The sequence below is a fragment of the Streptomyces sp. a15 genome (genome assembly GCF_059026085.1).
In genome coordinates this window covers 159,433-177,402 of record NZ_JBWLKM010000012.1, presented here as the reverse complement: position 1 = coordinate 177,402, position 17,970 = coordinate 159,433, and the positions used below count along the sequence as shown (strand labels likewise).

Annotated in this window: 14 protein-coding genes; 7 read left to right on the top strand and 7 right to left on the bottom strand. The window is 70.9% G+C overall.

The window, feature by feature from the left end; translation table 11 throughout:
- Positions 1 to 9 precede the first annotated feature (9 nt).
- Together AC5P09_RS16015 and AC5P09_RS16010 are read right to left on the bottom strand one after the other, a co-directional pair.
- Positions 10 to 2,010, bottom strand: coding sequence for a hypothetical protein (locus AC5P09_RS16015; protein ID WP_493874540.1), 2,001 nt, complete (start codon positions 2,008 to 2,010; stop codon positions 10 to 12).
- A 224-nt stretch (positions 2,011 to 2,234) separates the two neighbouring features.
- Positions 2,235 to 3,620, bottom strand: coding sequence for an NsdA family TPR-like regulatory protein (locus AC5P09_RS16010; RefSeq protein WP_493874539.1), 1,386 nt, complete (start codon positions 3,618 to 3,620; stop codon positions 2,235 to 2,237).
- 284 nt (positions 3,621 to 3,904) lie between these two features.
- On the opposite strand from AC5P09_RS16010, the gene AC5P09_RS16005 reads away from it, so the two are divergent.
- The 3 genes from AC5P09_RS16005 (at position 3,905) to AC5P09_RS15995 (ending at position 7,065) form a co-directional block, all read left to right on the top strand.
- Positions 3,905 to 4,567 carry a bifunctional DNA primase/polymerase gene (locus AC5P09_RS16005; RefSeq protein ID WP_493874538.1) on the top strand — a complete coding sequence of 221 codons (663 nt, stop codon included), beginning with the start codon at positions 3,905 to 3,907 and terminating at the stop codon, positions 4,565 to 4,567.
- Positions 4,568 to 4,675: 108 nt separating this feature from the next.
- A complete protein-coding gene (locus tag AC5P09_RS16000; protein WP_493874537.1) occupies positions 4,676 to 5,470 on the top strand; it encodes an ABC transporter ATP-binding protein in 795 nt (264 codons plus the stop codon).
- Positions 5,467 to 7,065: a transporter gene (locus AC5P09_RS15995; protein ID WP_493874536.1), complete on the top strand. Its 1,599-nt coding sequence runs from the start codon at positions 5,467 to 5,469 to the stop codon at positions 7,063 to 7,065. Before AC5P09_RS16000 ends, AC5P09_RS15995 begins: the two co-directional genes overlap by 4 nt.
- A 227-nt stretch (positions 7,066 to 7,292) precedes the next feature.
- On the opposite strand, the gene AC5P09_RS15990 is transcribed toward AC5P09_RS15995, so the two are convergent.
- Both AC5P09_RS15990 and AC5P09_RS15985 read right to left on the bottom strand, forming a co-directional pair.
- Positions 7,293 to 8,258: an alpha/beta fold hydrolase gene (locus tag AC5P09_RS15990; protein ID WP_493874535.1), complete on the bottom strand. Its 966-nt coding sequence runs from the start codon at positions 8,256 to 8,258 to the stop codon at positions 7,293 to 7,295.
- Positions 8,259 to 8,950: 692 nt separating this feature from the next.
- The gene (locus tag AC5P09_RS15985) at positions 8,951 to 9,643 is read right to left on the bottom strand and encodes an iron-dependent transcriptional repressor DtxR (protein ID WP_266437798.1); all 693 of its coding nucleotides are present in this window, start codon (positions 9,641 to 9,643) and stop codon (positions 8,951 to 8,953) included.
- 239 nt (positions 9,644 to 9,882) lie between these two features.
- Here AC5P09_RS15985 and AC5P09_RS15980 point away from each other — a divergent pair, with 239 nt between their 5' ends.
- A complete protein-coding gene (locus tag AC5P09_RS15980) occupies positions 9,883 to 10,638 on the top strand; it encodes an SIS domain-containing protein (protein WP_493874534.1) in 756 nt (251 codons plus the stop codon).
- A 70-nt stretch (positions 10,639 to 10,708) separates the two neighbouring features.
- Here AC5P09_RS15980 and AC5P09_RS15975 read toward each other — a convergent pair whose 3' ends face one another.
- Positions 10,709 to 12,118: a PAS domain-containing protein gene (locus AC5P09_RS15975; protein WP_493874533.1), complete on the bottom strand. Its 1,410-nt coding sequence runs from the start codon at positions 12,116 to 12,118 to the stop codon at positions 10,709 to 10,711.
- Between the two features lie 151 nt (positions 12,119 to 12,269).
- Positions 12,270 to 12,722 carry a GNAT family N-acetyltransferase gene (locus tag AC5P09_RS15970; RefSeq protein ID WP_493874532.1) on the bottom strand — a complete coding sequence of 151 codons (453 nt, stop codon included), beginning with the start codon at positions 12,720 to 12,722 and terminating at the stop codon, positions 12,270 to 12,272.
- Positions 12,723 to 12,819: 97 nt separating this feature from the next.
- On the opposite strand from AC5P09_RS15970, the gene AC5P09_RS15965 reads away from it, so the two are divergent.
- Both AC5P09_RS15965 and iscB read left to right on the top strand, forming a co-directional pair.
- A complete protein-coding gene (locus AC5P09_RS15965) occupies positions 12,820 to 13,590 on the top strand; it encodes a hypothetical protein (RefSeq protein ID WP_493874531.1) in 771 nt (256 codons plus the stop codon).
- A 685-nt stretch (positions 13,591 to 14,275) separates the two neighbouring features.
- Complete coding sequence (iscB, locus tag AC5P09_RS15960; RefSeq protein ID WP_493874562.1) at positions 14,276 to 15,628, top strand: RNA-guided endonuclease IscB; 1,353 nt, start codon at positions 14,276 to 14,278, stop codon at positions 15,626 to 15,628.
- Positions 15,629 to 15,895: 267 nt separating this feature from the next.
- Here iscB and AC5P09_RS15955 read toward each other — a convergent pair whose 3' ends face one another.
- On the bottom strand, positions 15,896 to 16,996 hold the full coding sequence (locus AC5P09_RS15955; protein WP_266437786.1) for a citrate synthase 2: 1,101 nt from the start codon (positions 16,994 to 16,996) through the stop codon (positions 15,896 to 15,898).
- A 338-nt stretch (positions 16,997 to 17,334) separates the two neighbouring features.
- On the opposite strand from AC5P09_RS15955, the gene pdxH reads away from it, so the two are divergent.
- Positions 17,335 to 17,964 carry a pyridoxamine 5'-phosphate oxidase gene (gene pdxH / locus AC5P09_RS15950; protein WP_493874561.1) on the top strand — a complete coding sequence of 210 codons (630 nt, stop codon included), beginning with the start codon at positions 17,335 to 17,337 and terminating at the stop codon, positions 17,962 to 17,964.
- Positions 17,965 to 17,970 lie beyond the last annotated feature (6 nt).

Here is a 17,970-nt window from a genome sequence, read left to right as displayed (position 1 = left end):
GGGTCCGGTTCACAGCTGGGTCGGCCGGCGCTCCGTCAGGCCGTACGTCTTCGCGATCGCGTTCCACAGCCGGGCGGCCCTGGTCTTCTCGGTGCTGGCCGTGCCGCTCGCCCGGTTGCCGGCCTGGGTCTGGCCGGTCACGACCGCCTGGCCCTTCTTGCAGCCCTTCTTGCCGGCCGCCTGGTCGGCCCAGGCCGCGTAGTGGTTGTCGGCCGCCGCGGACGCCTTCCACGCCTTGGTGAGGGCGTCGGTCAACTGAGCGTTGGCGGGCAGCTTGTCGACCGCGAGGCCGGAGAGCCGGGTGACCAGATCGGTGCGCTGCTGGGCCGCGGCCCGCAGGTCCTTGGCGGCCTGGCCGAGACTCTTGCAGGTCTTCACACTGGCCACCGCGCTGATCACCGCGGTGCGGCTGTCACCGCTGTCCGCCAGCAACTTGTCCAGCGCGACTGCCTGTTCCTTGGCCGGGTCCGCCGACGGCGAGGCCGACGCGTCGGTCGCGGGGGCCGTCGCGGAGACGGTCTGGTTCTTGTCGGTCTGGTCGTCGCTCCCGCCACCGGCGAGCAGCGCGCCCGCGCCGATACCGAGGACGGCGATGCCGATCCCGACGGCGGCGATCAGCGGCACCCTGGAGCCGGAACGGCCGCCTCGCCGGCCGCCGTCACCTCCGTCGTCGTACGCAGCGGCCTGGGGCGGACCGGCGTAGGGCGGCTGCGCGGACTGCCCGTACGGCGGCCGGGTGCCGGGCGCGGCGCCGGGCTGCTCGAAACGCGGAAGCTGCTGGGTCGCCCCGGCCGGGGCCGCGCCGCCGGGCCCGCTGCGGAAGAGGTTGTCGAACTCGGCGGGCGGCTGCCGGTCCCCGCCCGTCTGTCCGGGCACGGGCGCTATGTACTGCGTGGCCTCGGCGTCGGGGCCGGACGCGGGCGGCATCGGACCGGCGGACGGCATCGGACCGGCTGCGTGCTGAGGTCCCGCTCCGGCGCGGTGGCTGCCGCCGCCCTGCGCGGCGCGGCCCAGGAACTGCGTCGACTCGCCGGACGACTCGGCAGGTACCTCGGGCGGCAACGCCCCGGGGCCCACCGGCGGGATGTACTGCGTCGCCCCCTCGTCGGCGGCGGCCGGGACGGGCGGGAGGTACTGGGTGGCGCCTTCGTCGGCAGGCGGCAGGGGGGCGGCATGACCGCCGCCACCGTGCAGGACGGGCGGGAGGGGGGCGTTGGGCATGCCGTGCCCGGGCGCCGGAAGGGCGGGGTTCGGGGCGCCCTGCCCTGCGGGCGGCAGGGGCGCGGAGGCACCGGGAGAGCCGTACGGGTCGGCGGGCGGCGCAGAGGCACCCTGTGCGGGCGGGAGAGGCGCGCCGGCCGCGGGAGAGCCGTAAGAGTCGGCGGGCGGCAGGGACGCCCCGGCGGCAGGAGAGCCGTACGCGTAGGCGCCGACGGGGGGCTGAGCCGTCCCCGAGGCCGGAGAACCGTAGGCGCCGGCGGACGACTGAGACGTCCCCCCGGCCGGAGAACCGTAGGCGTCGGCGCCCGCCGTGCCGTACTGGCCCGGCGGCGGCGTGGGAGAGCCGTACGCGTCGGCGCCGTACGCCTGGGTGCCCTGCGGCGGCAGGTTGCCGCCCTGTACGCCCCAGGACTGTTCGGGGGCGCCCCACGACTGGTCGGGCGTGCTCCAGCCCTGGCCCGGCGGCGGGGCCGGGGCCTGGTGCTGCTCGGGGCCCCACGGCGTACCCCAGGCCTGACCGCCGGCCGGGCCGGAGGCCTCGCCGGGTGTCTGGCCGGACGGCGAGCCGGGCGTCGGCGCGTGGTGTCCGGCGCCGGTCTGCGGACCGCCGTAGCCGCTCTGTCCGCCCTGTCCGCCGCCGTAGCCGCTCTGCCCGCCGCCGTGTTCGCTGTTTCCGCCGTACCCGCCCGTCATTCCCGGCAGCAGGGGTTCCCCGCCGTCGGAGGGCAGCACGATGCCTTCGCGCGCCTCGCGCGGCGAGGGCTCCTCGCCCTGTCCACTCTGCGTCACCGGGACTCCTACGAATGGGGGAACTTCGGAATCGTCGGCTCACGCTACCGGGTCCCCCGAGCCGGGTGCCACGCAGCTCATGACGGGACCTGCGTCCCTGTGACCGCGGTAACAGATCACCATGCGCACGGTGACAGAACCGGTCCCCCATCCGCTATATACGGCCCCTCTCCGCCTCCGGCGCCTTCGTTTCCCTGCCGTTCACGCCCTCGTACCCCGCGCTTTCAGGCCGCCGCCTGGAGGTCGAGGCGCGCCCCGAACTCCCTTACCACCGCCTCGTCCCGGTACGGCTCCAGCCGCTGCTGGAAGTCGTCGAGGTACTCGGCGCCCCGGTTGGAGCGGAGGGTCTCCAGCAACTCCACTGCTTTCATGCCGGTGTTGCAGGCCTGCTCGATCTCCCGCTGCTGCACCTGCGCGGAGGCCAGCAGCACATAGCCGATGGCCCTGCGGCGGGCCCGCGACTCGGGGTGCCCGTCCAGCGACTCCTGGGCGCACCGCGCCGCCGCCTCGGCCTGTCCCAGGTCCCGGTGGCAGTGCGCCAACTCGTCGGCGAGGTAGGCCTCGTCGAAGTGGGCGATCCACGCCGGGTCGTCCCCGGCGGCCGGGTCGGCCTGCTCCAGCGCGCTCACCGCCCGCCCGGACGCCGCCTGGGCCGCCCGCGCGTCGCCCATCAGCGCGTGCCCGCGCGCCTCCGCCGCGTAGAACATCGACTCCGCGCGCGGAGTCACGCGCCCACGCGCCCCCTCCTGCGCCGCCCGCGCCAACTGCGCGATCTCACGCGGGTTTCCGAGCTGCGCGGCGAGGTGGCTCATGGAGGCGGCGAGCACGTACCCGCCGTAGCCGCGGTCGCCGGCCGCCTGGGCGAGCCGCAGGGCCTGGATGTAGTAGCGCTGGGCGAGGCCGGGCTGGCCGGTGTCGACGGCCATGTAGCCCGCGAGTTCGGTCAGCCGGGCCACCGCGGCGAACAGGTCGCGGCCGACCGCCTCGCGGTAGGAGCCTGCCAGCAGCCCGGACACGACACTGTTGAGGTAGTGCACGACGACCGGGCGTACGTGCCCGCTGCCGTACTGGTGGTCCAGGTCGCACAGCGCCTGGGTCATCGCGCGCACGGCCGCCACGTCGGACTGCCCCACCCGCGGCCCCGCCGAACGCGCCACCTGCGAGTCGGGCGAGGAGATCAGCCAGTCGCGGCTCGGTTCGACCAGCGCGGACGCGGCGACGGAGGAGCCGGACAGGAAGTCCCGGCGGCCCACGTCACTGCGCCACAGCTCACACACCTGCTCGATGGCTCCCAGTACCGTCGGCGAGAACTGGAGGCCCACGCCCGAGGCGAGGTTCTTGCCGTTGGCCATGCCGATCTCGTCGATCGTGACCGTACGGCCGAGTTTGCGGCCCAGCGCCTCCGCGATGATCGCCGGGGCGCGGCCGCGTGGCTGCTGTCCGCGCAGCCAGCGCGCCACGGACGTCTTGTCGTACCGCAGGTCGAGACCGTGCTCGGCGCCGCACATGTTGACCCGGCGGGCGAGCCCCGCGTTGGAGCAGCCCGCTTCCTGGATGAGCGCCTGCAGCCGTTCGTTCGGCTGCCGCGCGACGAGAGGCCTTGCGGCCATGGCGTACCCCCTGTGGCTGCGGTGCCTGCCCACGCACCGAGTTGACGTGTCTTCCACCGAAAAGATCCGGCCGTGAAGATCAATGCCCCGCCGACACAGCGAAAATGCGAGGCATGCGAGGATTGCCGGGGTAAAGGCGGGTGCCGCCCCCACACCTGGCTACCCAGCTCACGCCCTGCTTCCTCCTGCGCGCCCCCACACATGCATCCATGCGCCCCAGATGCGGAACGGATGCTCCTCCCCCGCGCGCGCGACGCCCGTAACTCCAGGTGGGCACGGGAGTTGTGTTCAGCGTGGAAGAGACGATCGCGGGCACCGAAGCCGTTCAGATTCCGAAGCAGCGCGGGGAATCGCTGCTGGACACAGCCGTACGCTACGCCGAGGAGCGCCACTGGGACGTCTTCCCCGGCACCTGGCTGGAAGCCGTCGACGGGGTGCAGCGCTGCTCGTGCGGCGACGCCGCGTGCGCCGTGCCCGGAGCGCACCCGGCGCGGGCGGACTGGGAGACGCAGGCGACCGGCAGTGCGACCGTTGCGCGCCGGATGTGGCAGAAGCAGCCGACGGCTTCGATTCTGTTGCCGACGGGGCGGACGTTCGACGCGATCGACGTGCCCGAGACCGCGGGGTTTCTCGCGCTGGCGCGCATGGAGCGGATGGAACTGACGCTGGGCCCGGTGACCCTCACTCCTGACCGGCGGATGCAGTTCTTCGTGCTGCCCGGTGCCTCCGTGAAGGTGCCCGAGCTTGTACGGAAGCTCGGTTGGTCACCGTCCTCGCTCGATCTGACGGCGCTCGGTGAAGGTGCGTACGTGGCGGGGCCGCCCAGCCGGTTCGGGACGCGGGGGGCCGTGCAGTGGGCCTGCCGGCCCACCCCCGCCAACCGGTGGCTTCCCGATGCGGAGGAGTTGATCTCGCCGCTCGCCTATGCGTGTGGGCGGGATCGGTAGTTTCGCGGCCACAGGTCGTTCGTGGTTGCTCGCGCCCACGCGGCGGAGCCGCATATCAGGCACAGTCCCGCGCCCCTTGGCGGCGTTGCTCCACCGTAGGGTGCATCCATGACGTCGGGAGCAGTGACGGGTGCAGCGGCCGTACGTGTGCGAGGGCTCTGGAAGCGGTTCGGGCAGCAGGTCGCCGTGGCCGGGATCGATCTGGATCTGCCCGCCGGGAAGTTCATCGGGCTCGTCGGGCCCAACGGTGCCGGGAAGACCACCACGCTCTCCATGATCACCGGGTTGCTGCGGCCCGACCAGGGGTCCGTCGAGGTCGTCGGGCATGACGTCTGGCGGGACCCGGTGGAGGTGAAGGCGCGGATCGGGGTGCTGCCGGAGGGGCTACGCCTGTTCGAGCGGCTGTCGGGGCGCGAACTGCTCGCCTACTCGGGGCGGTTGCGCGGGCTGCCCGGTGCCGAGGTCGACAAGCGGGTCACCCAGCTCCTCGACGTCCTCGACCTGGCCGGCGCGCAGCACAAGCTCGTCGTCGACTACTCGACCGGCATGCGCAAGAAGATCGGGCTCGCGGCCGCACTGCTCCACAACCCCGAAGTGCTCTTCCTTGACGAGCCGTTCGAGGGCGTCGACCCGGTGTCCGCGCAGACCATCCGAGGCGTGCTGGAGCGCTACACCGCCTCCGGCGCGACCGTCGTCTTCTCCTCCCACGTCATGGAGCTCGTCGAGTCGCTGTGCGACTGGGTCGCGGTGCTGGCCGCGGGCCGCATCCGCGCCCAGGGCACGCTCGCCGAGGTCCGCGGCGACGCACCCACCCTGCAACAGGCGTTCCTGGAACTCGTCGGCGCAAACGCCCGCGACACCGGCTCCCACCTCGACTGGCTGGGCGGCGGGGCGACCCGATGAGCGGCACCGCGGTATCCATCACTCCTGTCGTCGTACGGCTGAAGCTGTCCCTGCTGCGCAACGGACTGCGGCAGTCCAGTGGCCGGCGGGCCGCCTACGTAGCCTCGGTCGTCGCCGTGCTCCTCGTCTCCGTGGTGCAGCTGCTCGGCCTGATCGCACTGCGCGGGCACGAACATGCCGCGTCCGTGGTGGTGCTGCTGGTCGCGGTGCTGGCGGCGGGCTGGGCGGTGATGCCGCTGTTCTTCCCCGGCGGCGACGAGACCCTCGACCCCACCCGCCTGGTGATGCTGCCGCTGCGGCCCCGCCCACTGGTCCGGGCGCTGCTCGCGGCCTCCCTGGTCGGCATCGGGCCGCTGTTCACGCTGTGCATGCTCGCCGGGGCCGTCGTGTCGGTCGCGCACGGGGGTGCGGCGTACGTCGTCGGCGTCGTCGGTGTCGTCCTCGCGCTCCTTGTCTGCGTGGCGCTCGCGCGGGCCGTCGCCGCCGCCAACCTCCGGCTGCTGACCAGCCGCAAGGGCCGGGATCTGGCGGTGCTGAGCGGGCTGGTCATCGCGATCGGGGCGCAGGTCGTCAACTTCGGCGCGCAGCGGCTGGGTTCGAGCGGCCTTGGCCAGCTGGACGGTCCGGCGGACGTGCTGAAGTGGGTGCCGCCCGCGTCGGCGATCGGGGCGGCGGACTCCGCGAGCGAGGGGTCGTACGGCATCGCCGTCCTCCAACTCGCCCTGACCGCCGCCGCCTTGGTGGCACTGATCGCCTGGTGGTCGCGGCATCTGACCCGGCTGATGACCGCGCCGGACGGCTCCACGCTCCAGGCCGCCGACTCCGGCTCCCGCGAGCGGACCTCCACCGGCCTGTCCCGGCTGCTCCCCGCCGGCCGCACCGGCACGGCCATGGAACGCAGCCTGCGCTATGTGTGGCGCGACCCCAAGACCAAGGCCGCCTGGGTGACGTCCCTGGCCATCGGCCTGATCGTGCCGGTGTTCAACGCGTTGCAGGGCAGCGGCTCGATCTACTTCGCCTGCTTCGCCGCCGGGATGCTCGGCGTGCAGATGTACAACCAGTTCGGGCAGGACACCTCCGCGTTCTGGATGGTCGCGATGACCATCTCCTCGACCCGGGACGCCTACGTCGAGCTGCGCGCCCGCGCGCTGGCCCTGCTGGTGATCACCCTGCCGTACGCCACCCTCGTGACCGTCCTGACGACGGCGCTGCTCGGCGACTGGCCGAAGCTGCCCGAGGTGCTCGGGCTGTCCTTCGCGCTGCTCGGGGCGATGCTGGCGACCGGGGCATGGACGTCCGCGCGCTTCCCGTACTCCATCCCGCAGGAGGGCTACAAGAACGTGGCCCCCGGGCAGTCCGGGCTCGCCTTCATGGCCATCCTCGGCGGCATGGTCTCGTCGGCCCTGCTGTGCGCCCCCGTCATCGCCGGCACGATCTGGCTGAACGTCAGCGAGGGCGGCGACGAGTGGAGCTGGCTGCTGCTGCCGGTGGGGGCGGTCTACGGGACGGCGATCACGGTGGCGGGGCTGCGGATGGCCGCCCCGCGCACGGCTCGGCAGCTGCCCGAGATCCTCACGGCGGTCAGCAAGGGGTGAGCTTGGCGGGGCGGAGGCGGGGCTTGGGCGGGGCCCTCGGTCGGGCCCTTGGGCGGTGCCCGAGAGACTGGCGTCGGCCGCACCCCCAGGGGCGCGGGGAACTGCGCGACCAGCCCCCGAGCACCCGCACTCGGCACACGGCACAAACCCCCACCCACGCAGCCGCCGGCCCGCCGGGCCTTGGGGCCTGGTCTGGGGCGAGGCCCTGGGGCCGGTTTCAGCCGATCTCAGCCGGTGACGTCCGCGAGGACCGTGTCCAGGAACGGCTCCACCGCGCCCCGCCAGGCGTCCGGCTGGTCGTAGTGCACGAGGTGGCCGGCGTCGGCGACCTCCGCGTACTGGCCGCGGGGCAGCACGCGGACCATCTCCTGGGCCTCGGCGCGGCCCAGCTCCCCGTCGAGACCGCGGACGACCAGGGCGGGACACTGCACCTGCGCGAGCTCCTCCCAGTGGGCGTCGTACACCCAGGTCTCGCGGGACTCGAGCATCTGCTCCGGCTCGAAGACGGGGCGCCAGCCGTCGGGGGACTCCTGCATGACCTCGGCGTAGAACTCGCCGCGGGCCGGGTTCGGGCGCTCCACCCAGGGATCGTCCTCGCCGAACCACTTACGGACGTCGGCGAGCGTGGCGAAGGGCATGGGCCAGGCCTTGAACCAGTCCTCCCACTCGCGCTGCGAGGCGGCGCCGAGCGCGGAGGCCCGCATGTCGCAGATGATCACCCCGCGGACCAGGTCGGGGCGCTTGGCGGCGAGCTGCCAGGCGGTCAGGGCTCCCATCGCGTGGCCGATCAGGACGGCCGGCCCCAGCCCGAGCTGTTCCAGAGCCGCCTCGGCGTCTTCGACGTACGCCTCACGCCTGTAGGACGCCCGTGGGGGCTTGTCGCTCTGGCCGTGGCCGCGCTGGTCGAGGGCGACGGCTCGGTGCCGCTCGGAGAGCCAGCGGGCGGTGGACGCCCAGTGCGAGGCACGGCCCATCAGGCCGTGCAATAACAGCACGCCGGGAGCCCGCTCGGCCTCCCCGGGCCCGGACTGCGGGGGCACGGCCTGCTTCGGTACGGCCTGCTTCTGTACGGCCTGCTTCTGTACGGCCTGTTCCGGTACGTCTTTCGCCGGGTCGGTCTTGGGAGGGTCGCCGAACTCCCAGGCGGCAAGCCGTACGCCGCCCGCCCCGGTCACGTCGATGCGTCGCGCCATTTGGTCCTGGCACCCCCCTAGCTCCGCTCGGACCGCTCACTCCCGCTCTAGGCGGCGGGTCCTGTGAACCGCGTCCTGCCTGACGTGTCTTTCGTACCTGCCCCACACCCCTGAAGCGCAGGTTCCACGTGATGCGTCACTGCAGACTATCGAATACCTATTCGAAAACGCCGCATTCGCCGACAACACCCCTCGTTCGAGTGACCACACTCAAGGAATGATCGGCGCCGCCGAGGGGAGATCTTCAGCGGGAGGCGGACCGCTCGGGGAAAACGGTCCGAAGGGGATGACCCTGAGAGCTCGGGGCTCCGGGTCAGCACAGGGGAGGACAGGCCCCGGCGCCGCAAGGCGCCGGGGCCATCCACACGACTGCGGCACATCTTCCCGCCCCCTCCCCGGCCGGACACGGCATCGCTGCCGGACCGCGGCCAAGAACCCTCAGGTCATATGCCTCACGCGACAGCCTCGCACGGGAAGCGTCCGAGCGCTGCGATTCGGCACAGTGAATCTTGGATTCGACGAGATCGCCGGGAGGCCTCCGAGAAACCTCCGACAGACTCGCGGAAGACCACAACTGCCCCACCGGTCTCGGCAGTTGAGACAGTGGCCGTCGGAGTCGGTCGTACCCCCGAACCGCTCGGCGACCACTCAGTGACCGCCCAGCCACTGCCCATCGACCGCCCAGCAACTACTCAGCGCTTGGCGACGAACACGTGCGACGCCACGTCCGCCTCCAGCTCCGCCGCCTCGCCGCCACTGCCCACGAGCACGCCGCCCGCCGACTCCGTCACGCTCACCACCGAGCCGGGCTGCACGCCCGCCCGGCGCAGCGTGTACATCAACTGCGCGTCCGTCTGGATCGGCTCGCCGATCCGGCGCACCACGACCGTCTTGCCCTCGATGCCCGGGTCGAGATCGGCGAGCGACACCATGCCCTCGTCCAGGAACGGGTCGGCGCCGTCCTTCTCGCCCAGCTCCTCCAGGCCCGGGATCGGGTTGCCGTACGGCGACTCGGTGGGGTGGCGCAGCAGCTCGAGCACCCGCCGCTCGACGGCCTCGCTCATCACGTGCTCCCAGCGACACGCCTCCGCGTGCACCTGCTCCCACTCCAGACCGATCACGTCGACGAGCAGGCACTCCGCGAGCCGGTGCTTGCGCATCACACGCGTGGCGAGCCGGCGACCCTCGTCCGTGAACTCCAGGTGGCGGTCGCTGGCGACGGACACCAGGCCGTCGCGCTCCATCCGCGCCACCGTCTGGCTGACCGTCGGCCCGCTCTGGTCGAGCCGCTCGGCGATCCGGGCGCGCATGGGGACCACACCTTCCTCCTCCAGCTCGAGGATGGTGCGGAGATACATCTCCGTGGTGTCGATCAGTCCGGACATACGTGCCCCTTGATGAGATCTGCCGGAAGCACGACAGCTTCCCGGCTTGTGCGCTGGCCCTGGCATCAATTCTGCCGGATACCACTGACAAGCGTGCCGCGCCGTTGAAACCAAGCGGTTACAGGGCGGTTCGCACGGTTCGCAGCGGCCGTATTGACATCCCACTGGTCCAGACCGCACCGTGATCCGCGGCACAGACGCCGACGCTACACAGACTCCGACGCTCCGAAGGGGCCCGCATGAGCGACAGCAAGCCGGCCGGTCAGTTCTTCGACGCCGCGATCGGCCTGCTCCGGCGGGTCCAGGACGAGGAGGCCGGCAACATCGAGGCGGCCGGCCTGCTCCTCGCCGACACCGTCGCCTCCGGCGGTCGGCTCTTCGCCTTCGGCGCCGGTCACTCCTCCCTCGCCGCGCAGGACGTCGTCTACCGCGCCGGCGGCCTCGCCCTGATGAACCTGCTGGCCGTCCCCGGTGTCGTCGGCGTCGACGTCATGCCCGCCACGCTCGGCTCCGCCCTGGAGCGCGTCGACGGCCTCGCGAGCGCCGTCCTCGACTGCTCCCCGGCCCGCGCCGGCGACGCCCTCGTGATCATCTCCCTCTCCGGCCGCAACGCCCTCCCCGTGGAGATGGCCCTGCACGCCCGCGACCTGGGCCTGAAGGTCATCGGCGTGACATCGGTGGCCTACGCCACCGAGACGACGTCCCGGCACCACTCCGGCACCTACCTCAAGGACCACTGCGACATCGTCCTCGACTCGAAGATCGCCACCGGCGACGCGGAACTCACCCTCGACACCATCCCCGCCCCCTTCGCCCCCGCCTCCACGGTCGTCACGTCGGCCATCCTCCAGGCCGTCATGGCCACCGCGGCGGCCGGCCTGGCCGACCGGGGCATCGAGCCGCCGCTCCTGCGGTCGGGGAACGTGGACGGCGGCCATGAATGGAACGGGCAGGTGTTCGAGAAGTACGGGGAGCGGATCTTCTACCGGCACTAGGACCGACAGTGCCTTGAAGACCTGGGGGACCCAATGGGCGGCACGCGTGGCACGCGTGAACGCGGCGGCGCTACTCCCGCCCCAACACCTCCGCCAAATCCAACGCGGACCCGATCCGAACCGCCACATCCTCCGCGTACACCGCGTCCTGCCGCTCGAACTGACTCCGCCCGGCCCCCCGCAAAAACGTCACGACCCCGAACGTCCGCCCCCGGCTCCGCAGCACCGCACACAACGCGTGCACCGCATCCGAGGGCCACTGCCGAGCCTCAGCCCACTCCTGGGCCTCCTCCGCCCGCACGGCGGCCCCCACACTCGCCCGCACCGACCCGATCCGCTCCACGCACTGCAACGCCGGATGCCCCTCCGCGTACCGCACCGGCAGCCCCGCCCGCCCGGTCAGCAGACTCGGCCCCGGCGCCCCGGAGGGCGTCGCCGCGACCCGCACCAGCCGTACCGAGTCCGTCGCCACCCCGTCCGCCACCGCACCACCCGCGACCCGGTCGATCAGCGCATGGTCCGCGAACCCGGCGAGCGCGAAGTCCAGGTGGACGGCGGCCGCCTCCCGGGGATTCTCACACTCCGCGGCGGCCCGAGCCGCCCGGTGCAACTGGTTCGTACGGAACCGCAGCAGCGACGCCTCCTGCTCACCCTGCTTGGCCTCCGTCACGTCCTGGAACAGCCAGCCCACACCCAACGGCACGGGCTCCTCCGCGAGCGGCGACGCCAGCCGCACGAACCCACAGCGCCAGCAGCGCCGCTGCTCACCGTCCGGCGTACGCACGCTCACCCAGATCTCGGCGGGCGCCGGCGGCGCACCCTCCGCCAGCACATGCGTGAGCGCACTCTCCAGCTCCTCGACACCCTGGGCGAGCAGATCCCCGAGAGGCCGCCCCAGTACCGACGTACGCCCGACACCCAGCGCCCGCGCCGCATGCGCGTTGACGACGGCCGGCCGCAGATCCGCGTCGACGAGCACGACACCCCAGCTCGCGTCCTCGAACAACGCCTCGCTCAGCGCGATGGACCGCTCCAGATCGATCTGCGCGTGCACCTCACTGAAGGCGCAGTACAACCCCGCGGGCTTCCCGTCCGGCCCGCGCACGGCCGCCGACTGCGTCCGTACGAGCACCCGCCCGCCGTCCTTCGTCAGCAACGCGAACTCGTGCACCTGCCGCCCGGGAGCGTGCATCGCGGACAGCAGCCGCCCCTCCACCTCCTCGGCATCGGCGGCGCGCACGGCCCAACCGGCGAATCCGTGCCGGCCCACTGCCTCGTCCGCAGTCCAGCCGAGAATTCGCTCGGCCTCGCGATTCCAGTGGGTCACCACTCCGTCCGCGTCGAACGCGCACAACGCCGCGTCCATCCCGTCGAGCAGCGCGGCCAGCAGATCCGAGCCGTCCGAACCCTCCGGACCGTCCCGCTCGGGCTCGTCCGGCCCGATCTCGTCGGTGGTCCCACTACGCCGGGAAGCACTCACCTGGACCCCCTGCAGGCTGCCGCGTCCGCACGTACGGCACGTCGGTTCGCTCACTAGCAATCATCTAACTGGAACGTGACGCAGCACACACCGAGTTCCCACAAGATTGAAGGAATCGTTGTGCGCCGGAAATCCGAGGAGTACGCCGGTCCTACACCTCAGCCGGCGCAAGCCTCAGATCCACCCACACCTCGGTCTCCCCCTCCAGCACATACCGCTCCACCTCGACAAACCCACGCCCCAGGGCAAACCGCAGCCCGTCCTCATTGACGGCCAGCACACACGTCTCGATCACCCGAGCCCCCAGCCCACGCGCACACTCGAGCCCCTTCTCATACAACGCGGACCCAAACCCCCGCCCCCGAAACTCGGGCAGCACGCGCGCGATGACGGTCGCCACGCCTTCCTCGCCCTCGGGCGGCCGCACGGTCGAACACCCGACGAGCACGCCCCCGAGATACGCGTTCTCCAGCCGGTAACGCCCGCTCCGCTCCCGCACCTCATCGAGCGCCATCGCAGCGGGCGGCACGATCACGTTGTGCACATGCCGCCACTGCTCGAGCATGACGTCTCCGTCGACCGGCTGTATTCGCAGGTCAGTCACGATTCCCTCCCCTTCCGTCAAAGGAAGCATGCCTCAGAACTCGTAACACGATCTTGGTGGCGAGATTGGTGAGGTATGCCGGTCGGATACGGCTGGCATGATCGCGGGCATGACACCGGACTGGTCGCGTCTGAATCACGCCTATGGATCCGCATCCGATCTCCCACGGCTCTTTGACGAGATCGGTGACCCGGAGCTGGCTGACGAGGCGTGGGAGGAGCTGTGGGCTTCCCTCTACCACCAGGGATCGGTGTACACGGCCAGCTTTGCCGCCCTGCCCGTTCTGACCGACATCGCTACCGGTCGCAAGCCGGGCGGTCGCCGAGAAGCCCTTGGCCTGGCCGGCCGCATCGTCGTCGAGGAGCAGCAGCTTCACGAGCCCGGTTACGTCCAGGCGCGCTACCCGGCCGTGATCAACGAGCTGCACCAGCTGACGGAGAACCACGTGACGGCAAGGCCCTTCGAGGGCGATGAAGACGACTTTCTGTCCTGGCTGGAGCACCTTCTGGCTTTCGAGGGAGTGCCGATATGGAGGCGCAACCTGAGCCGCGATGAGTACCCCGTGGTATGCCCCTCCTGCGCACTGAGCTTGGAGATCGATCTCTCCTGCAAGCCCCCAGGCACTCGGCGTCGGGACCCGAACGCGTGCTTTCGGCTCGTCGGCCGCGAGGGACCCATACTCACCGGGGTCCGCCCGGCGGCCCCCGCGGACCTGCCGCCGCTGGCGTCTCGGCTGCACGGTCTGGCCGTCAGGGCCGGGCAGCCAGCGGCCGCAGACCATCTGACCCATCTGTTCGGCCGCGCGACGTGTCCGGACTGTGCGTCAGGGTTCTCGGTACCGGACCAGATCGTGGCCTTCCAGGCATAGCAGTTCGCCCAGCGGACGACCAGGCGGAGCTTGCTCAGGCCCTTGATGTCGGGGCTGTCGCACCCCTTGTCGCCAAAGACACCGGCCTTGCGCCAGCGGCCCACGGCGGAAACCCCAATCAACTCACCGCAACAAGATCGTGTTGCGAGCTCTTAGCAGCAAGATCGACCGAACTTTCGAGGAATTGGATTCTTTCGCACGAATGAGCGCTATCCGGAGATTCGATCACTCGCGCGTCGCTTGATCACTAGCGTTGTGTGCACTTCGGAAAGGAGGTCACTCGCTCCGCCAGCCACACGCTGGAGCCTCTCTCCGCCAGAGAGCGAGGCCGAGTGACCAGCTCAAGTCATCACGATCCGCAAGATCAGGGAGGTGCCCCGATGACTACGTTCCCCGCAGGCGAGCAGACCCACCAGGCTGTGCTTCCTCAGCAGCCTGCTCTGGAATCCGTGGGAGCTGACACCCCTGGGAGCAGGGACGAAACGGCTCACGGACACCCCGCCACCGCGCGGGGCACCGGCAGGGAACATGGGCGAGGGAGACCAACGGGCGCAGCACCAGAACTCGTCGGCGTCACACCAAGAACGCTGCCACGGCAGCGGAGGCGGCAGAGAACGGGAGCGGTGACGCTTCCACCAACAATCCGTCGTACACGGGCGGTGTCGGCGCGAGTAGGGTCTTCGTTCTGTCCAAGGACGGAAAGCCCCTCATGCCCTGCCATCCCGCCCGCGCCCGCGAACTCCTGAGCAAGGGGCGGGCCGTAGTCGCCCGGCAGGTACCTTTCACCATCCGGCTGAAGGACCGCTCACACGCCGACTCAGAAGTCGACGGCGTGCAGTTGCGTATCGATCCAGGGTCCAAAGGCACTGGCCTCGCCCTCACCGACGAGAAGAAGGAAGTCGACGCCCAAGGCTCCGTCGTCACCATCAGACGCGGACTGATCGCAGTCGAGCTCCAGCATCGCGGCGACCAGATCCACCTGTGCATGCAGCAGCGCGCCGGTTACCGGCACAGGAGGCGATCTGCCAACTGCCGCTACCGAGCACCCCGCTCGAAAAATCGGACCCGCCCTGCAGGATGGCTGGCGCCCTCCCTGCGCCACCGCGTCGAAACCACCTTCTCCCAGGCGGCTCGCCTGTGCCGCTACGCGCCCGTCACCGAGATCCACGTGGAACGCGTCGCCTTCGACACCCACGCCATGAGCGCGGGCAGACCCCTCACCGAGGCCGAGTACCAGCAAGGCACGCTCGCCGGAACCGAAACCCGCGCCTACCTCCAGGCCAAGTGGAACAACGCCTGCGCCTACTGCGACGCCACTGGCGTCCCCCTGAACATCGACCACCTCAAACCCCGCAGCCGAGGGGGCTCGGACCGCATCTCCAACCTCGTCCTGGCCTGCGTACCCTGCAACCAGACCAAGGGCAGCACAGCCGTCGAGGTCTTCCTCGCCCGTCGACCCGAGCGCCTCGCGAAGATCCTTCGGCAGGTCAAAGCGCCGCTCCATGACGCCGCCGCCATGAACGCAACCCGGTGGCAGCTCACGGAGGCACTGGGCGACCTGGGCAGGCCTGTACACGCCTGGTCGGGCGGACGTACCAAGTGGAACCGAAGTGCCATGGGGCTGGAGAAGACGCACACCTTGGACGCGTTGTCCGTGGGACGTCTGGATCACGAGAGTGGCGACGCCATCGTGCGGCTGCCAGGACGGGTGATCGTCGTGAAGGCCACCGGACGCGGCTCGTACGCCCGGACCACTCCGGACCGGTTCGGGTTCCCCCGCCTGCGGCGGGCTCGTACCAAGCAGCACTTCGGGTACGTCACCGGGGATCTCGTACGGGCCACCGTGCCGACCGGCAAGTGGGCAGGCACCTGGACCGGACGCATCTCCGTTCGCGCCAGAGGACAGCACAGTCTCAGCACACCAGCAGGCCGGATCAACGTCTCCCACTCGAATCTGCGGCTCCTGCAGCGAGGCGACGGATACGGGTACGGCAGTCGCCCGGAACGAGCACAGTCAACATCCCGGAAAATGGGTTGATCCGTGCCCGACCGCTTCCTAATGTATGGCTCACGCCGAAAGGAGGTGATCGGGTAAATGTATGAAACCCGGACGCGCGAGGTGGCTGCGGGCTAGCGGCCCGTCACCACACCGAGTGCGGTGCCGGACCAGCGTGTGCGAGATACACGCAGCCGGCCCAATCCAAATGCAGTCACCCGACCCGCGAGCTCGCCGGTACGTCCGGCCGGCTTCTCCGCTCAGGCGGAGAGACCCGAGCTCGCGGGTCGTCTGCGTTCTCGGAGCTGCTCAGCGCACGATGTCGCCGTAGCCCTCGATTTCGCGCGGGTCGCGGGTGCCGGGGCCGATGTAGCGGGCCGAGGGGCGGACCAGGCGGCCGGTGCGCTTCTGTTCCAGGATGTGGGCCGACCAACCCGCCGTGCGGGCGCAGGTGAACATCGAGGTGAACATGTGGGCGGGGACCTCGGCGAAGTCGAGGACGATGGCGGCCCAGAACTCGACGTTCGTGGCGAGGACTCGGTCGGGGCGGCGGGCGTGGAGTTCTGCCAGGGCCGCTTTTTCCAGGGCTTCGGCGATCTCGAAGCGGGGGGCGCCGAGTTCCCGGGCGGTGCGGCGCAGGACGCGGGCGCGAGGGTCTTCGGCGCGGTAGACCCGGTGGCCGAAGCCCATCAGGCGTTCGCCCTTGTCGAGGGCCCGCTTGACATATGCCTCGGCGTCGCCGGTGCGTTCGATCTCCTCGATCATGCCGAGGACGCGGGAGGGGGCGCCGCCGTGCAGCGGGCCGGACATGGCTCCTACGGCGCCGGACAACGCGGCTGCGACGTCGGCGCCTGTCGAGGCGATGACGCGGGCCGTGAAGGTGGAGGCGTTCATGCCGTGTTCGGCCGCCGACGTCCAGTACGCGTCGACCGCGGCCACGTGCTTGGGGTCGGGCTCGCCGCGCCAGCGGATCATGAAGCGTTCGACGACGGACTGCGCCTTGTCGATCTCCCGTTGCGGGACCATGGCCCGGCCCTGGCCGCGCGCGGACTGGGCGACGTAGGAGAGGGCCATGACGGCGGCTCGGGCGAGGTCTTCGCGGGCGCGTTCCTCGTCGATGTCGAGGAGGGGTTTGAGGCCCCAGACCGGTGCGAGCATGGCGAGTGCGGACTGGACGTCGACGCGGATGTCGCCGGAGTGCACGGGGATCGGGAACGGCTCGGCGGGCGGCAGGCCGGGGTTGAAGGCGCCGTCGACGAGCAGTCCCCAGACGTTGCCGAACGAGACGTGCCCGACCAGGTCCTCGATGTCGACGCCCCGGTATCGGAGTGCGCCGCCTTCCTTGTCGGGTTCGGCGATCTCCGTCTCGAACGCGACGACTCCTTCGAGTCCGGGTACGAAGTCGGACATCAGGCGGCTCCTCGTGATGTGTGCGACGGATGAGTTGTACTGCGGCTGGTGTGGGGTGCGGCTACCACGTGTCCGGCGGTGGGTGTGCGTCCGTCCCATGGCTCCGCGGTTCGTCTCCGAGAACTCGCGGTCCTGGGCGGTATCTCTGTGATGCCCCGTGCGGTCGGCGGTCATCCAACCGGAACGGCATCAGCACGATATCCCCGAGTGCCACCCTTGGGGAGGGCTTGCGGCACTCAGTGCCACGCAGTGATGAAGACCACCGTGCCGAACGTGGCCCGCTCATACGGCAGGATGACGGCGTGACCGACCGAGACGCCGCCCTCGATCCCGCCTCCATGCGTAAGCAGTACCGCGCCGGGGGGCTCGCCGAGGCCGACCTGGCCGCGACGCCCGTCGAGCAGTTCGCGCGCTGGTTCAAGGAGGCCGCGATCGAGGGGCATCTTTTCGAGCCGAACGCCATGATCGTTTCCACGGCGGATGCCGAGGGCCGGCCCAGTTCCCGCACGGTGCTGCTGAAGCACTTCGACGAGCAGGGGTTCGTCTTCTACACCAACTACGACTCTCGCAAGGCCGTCGAGCTGGCGGAGAACCCGTACGTCTCGCTGCTGTTCCCGTGGCATGCGATGGCCCGCCAGGTCATCGTCACGGGCGTGGCGCGGCGTACCGGGCGGGACGAGACCGCCGCGTACTTCCGCAGCCGCCCGCACGGCTCCCAGCTCGGTGCGTGGGCGAGCGCGCAGTCCTCGGTGATCGCGGACCGCACGGACCTGGACGCGACGTACGCGGAGCTGGCCGCGCGGTATCCGGAGGGCGAGCAGGTGCCGGTGCCGCCGAACTGGGGCGGTTTCCGGGTGGCTCCGCGGGCGGTGGAGTTCTGGCAGGGCCGCGAGAACCGGTTGCACGACCGGCTGCGGTACGTGGCGGAGGCGGACGGGAGCTGGCGGGTGGAGCGGCTGAGTCCCTGATGCCGG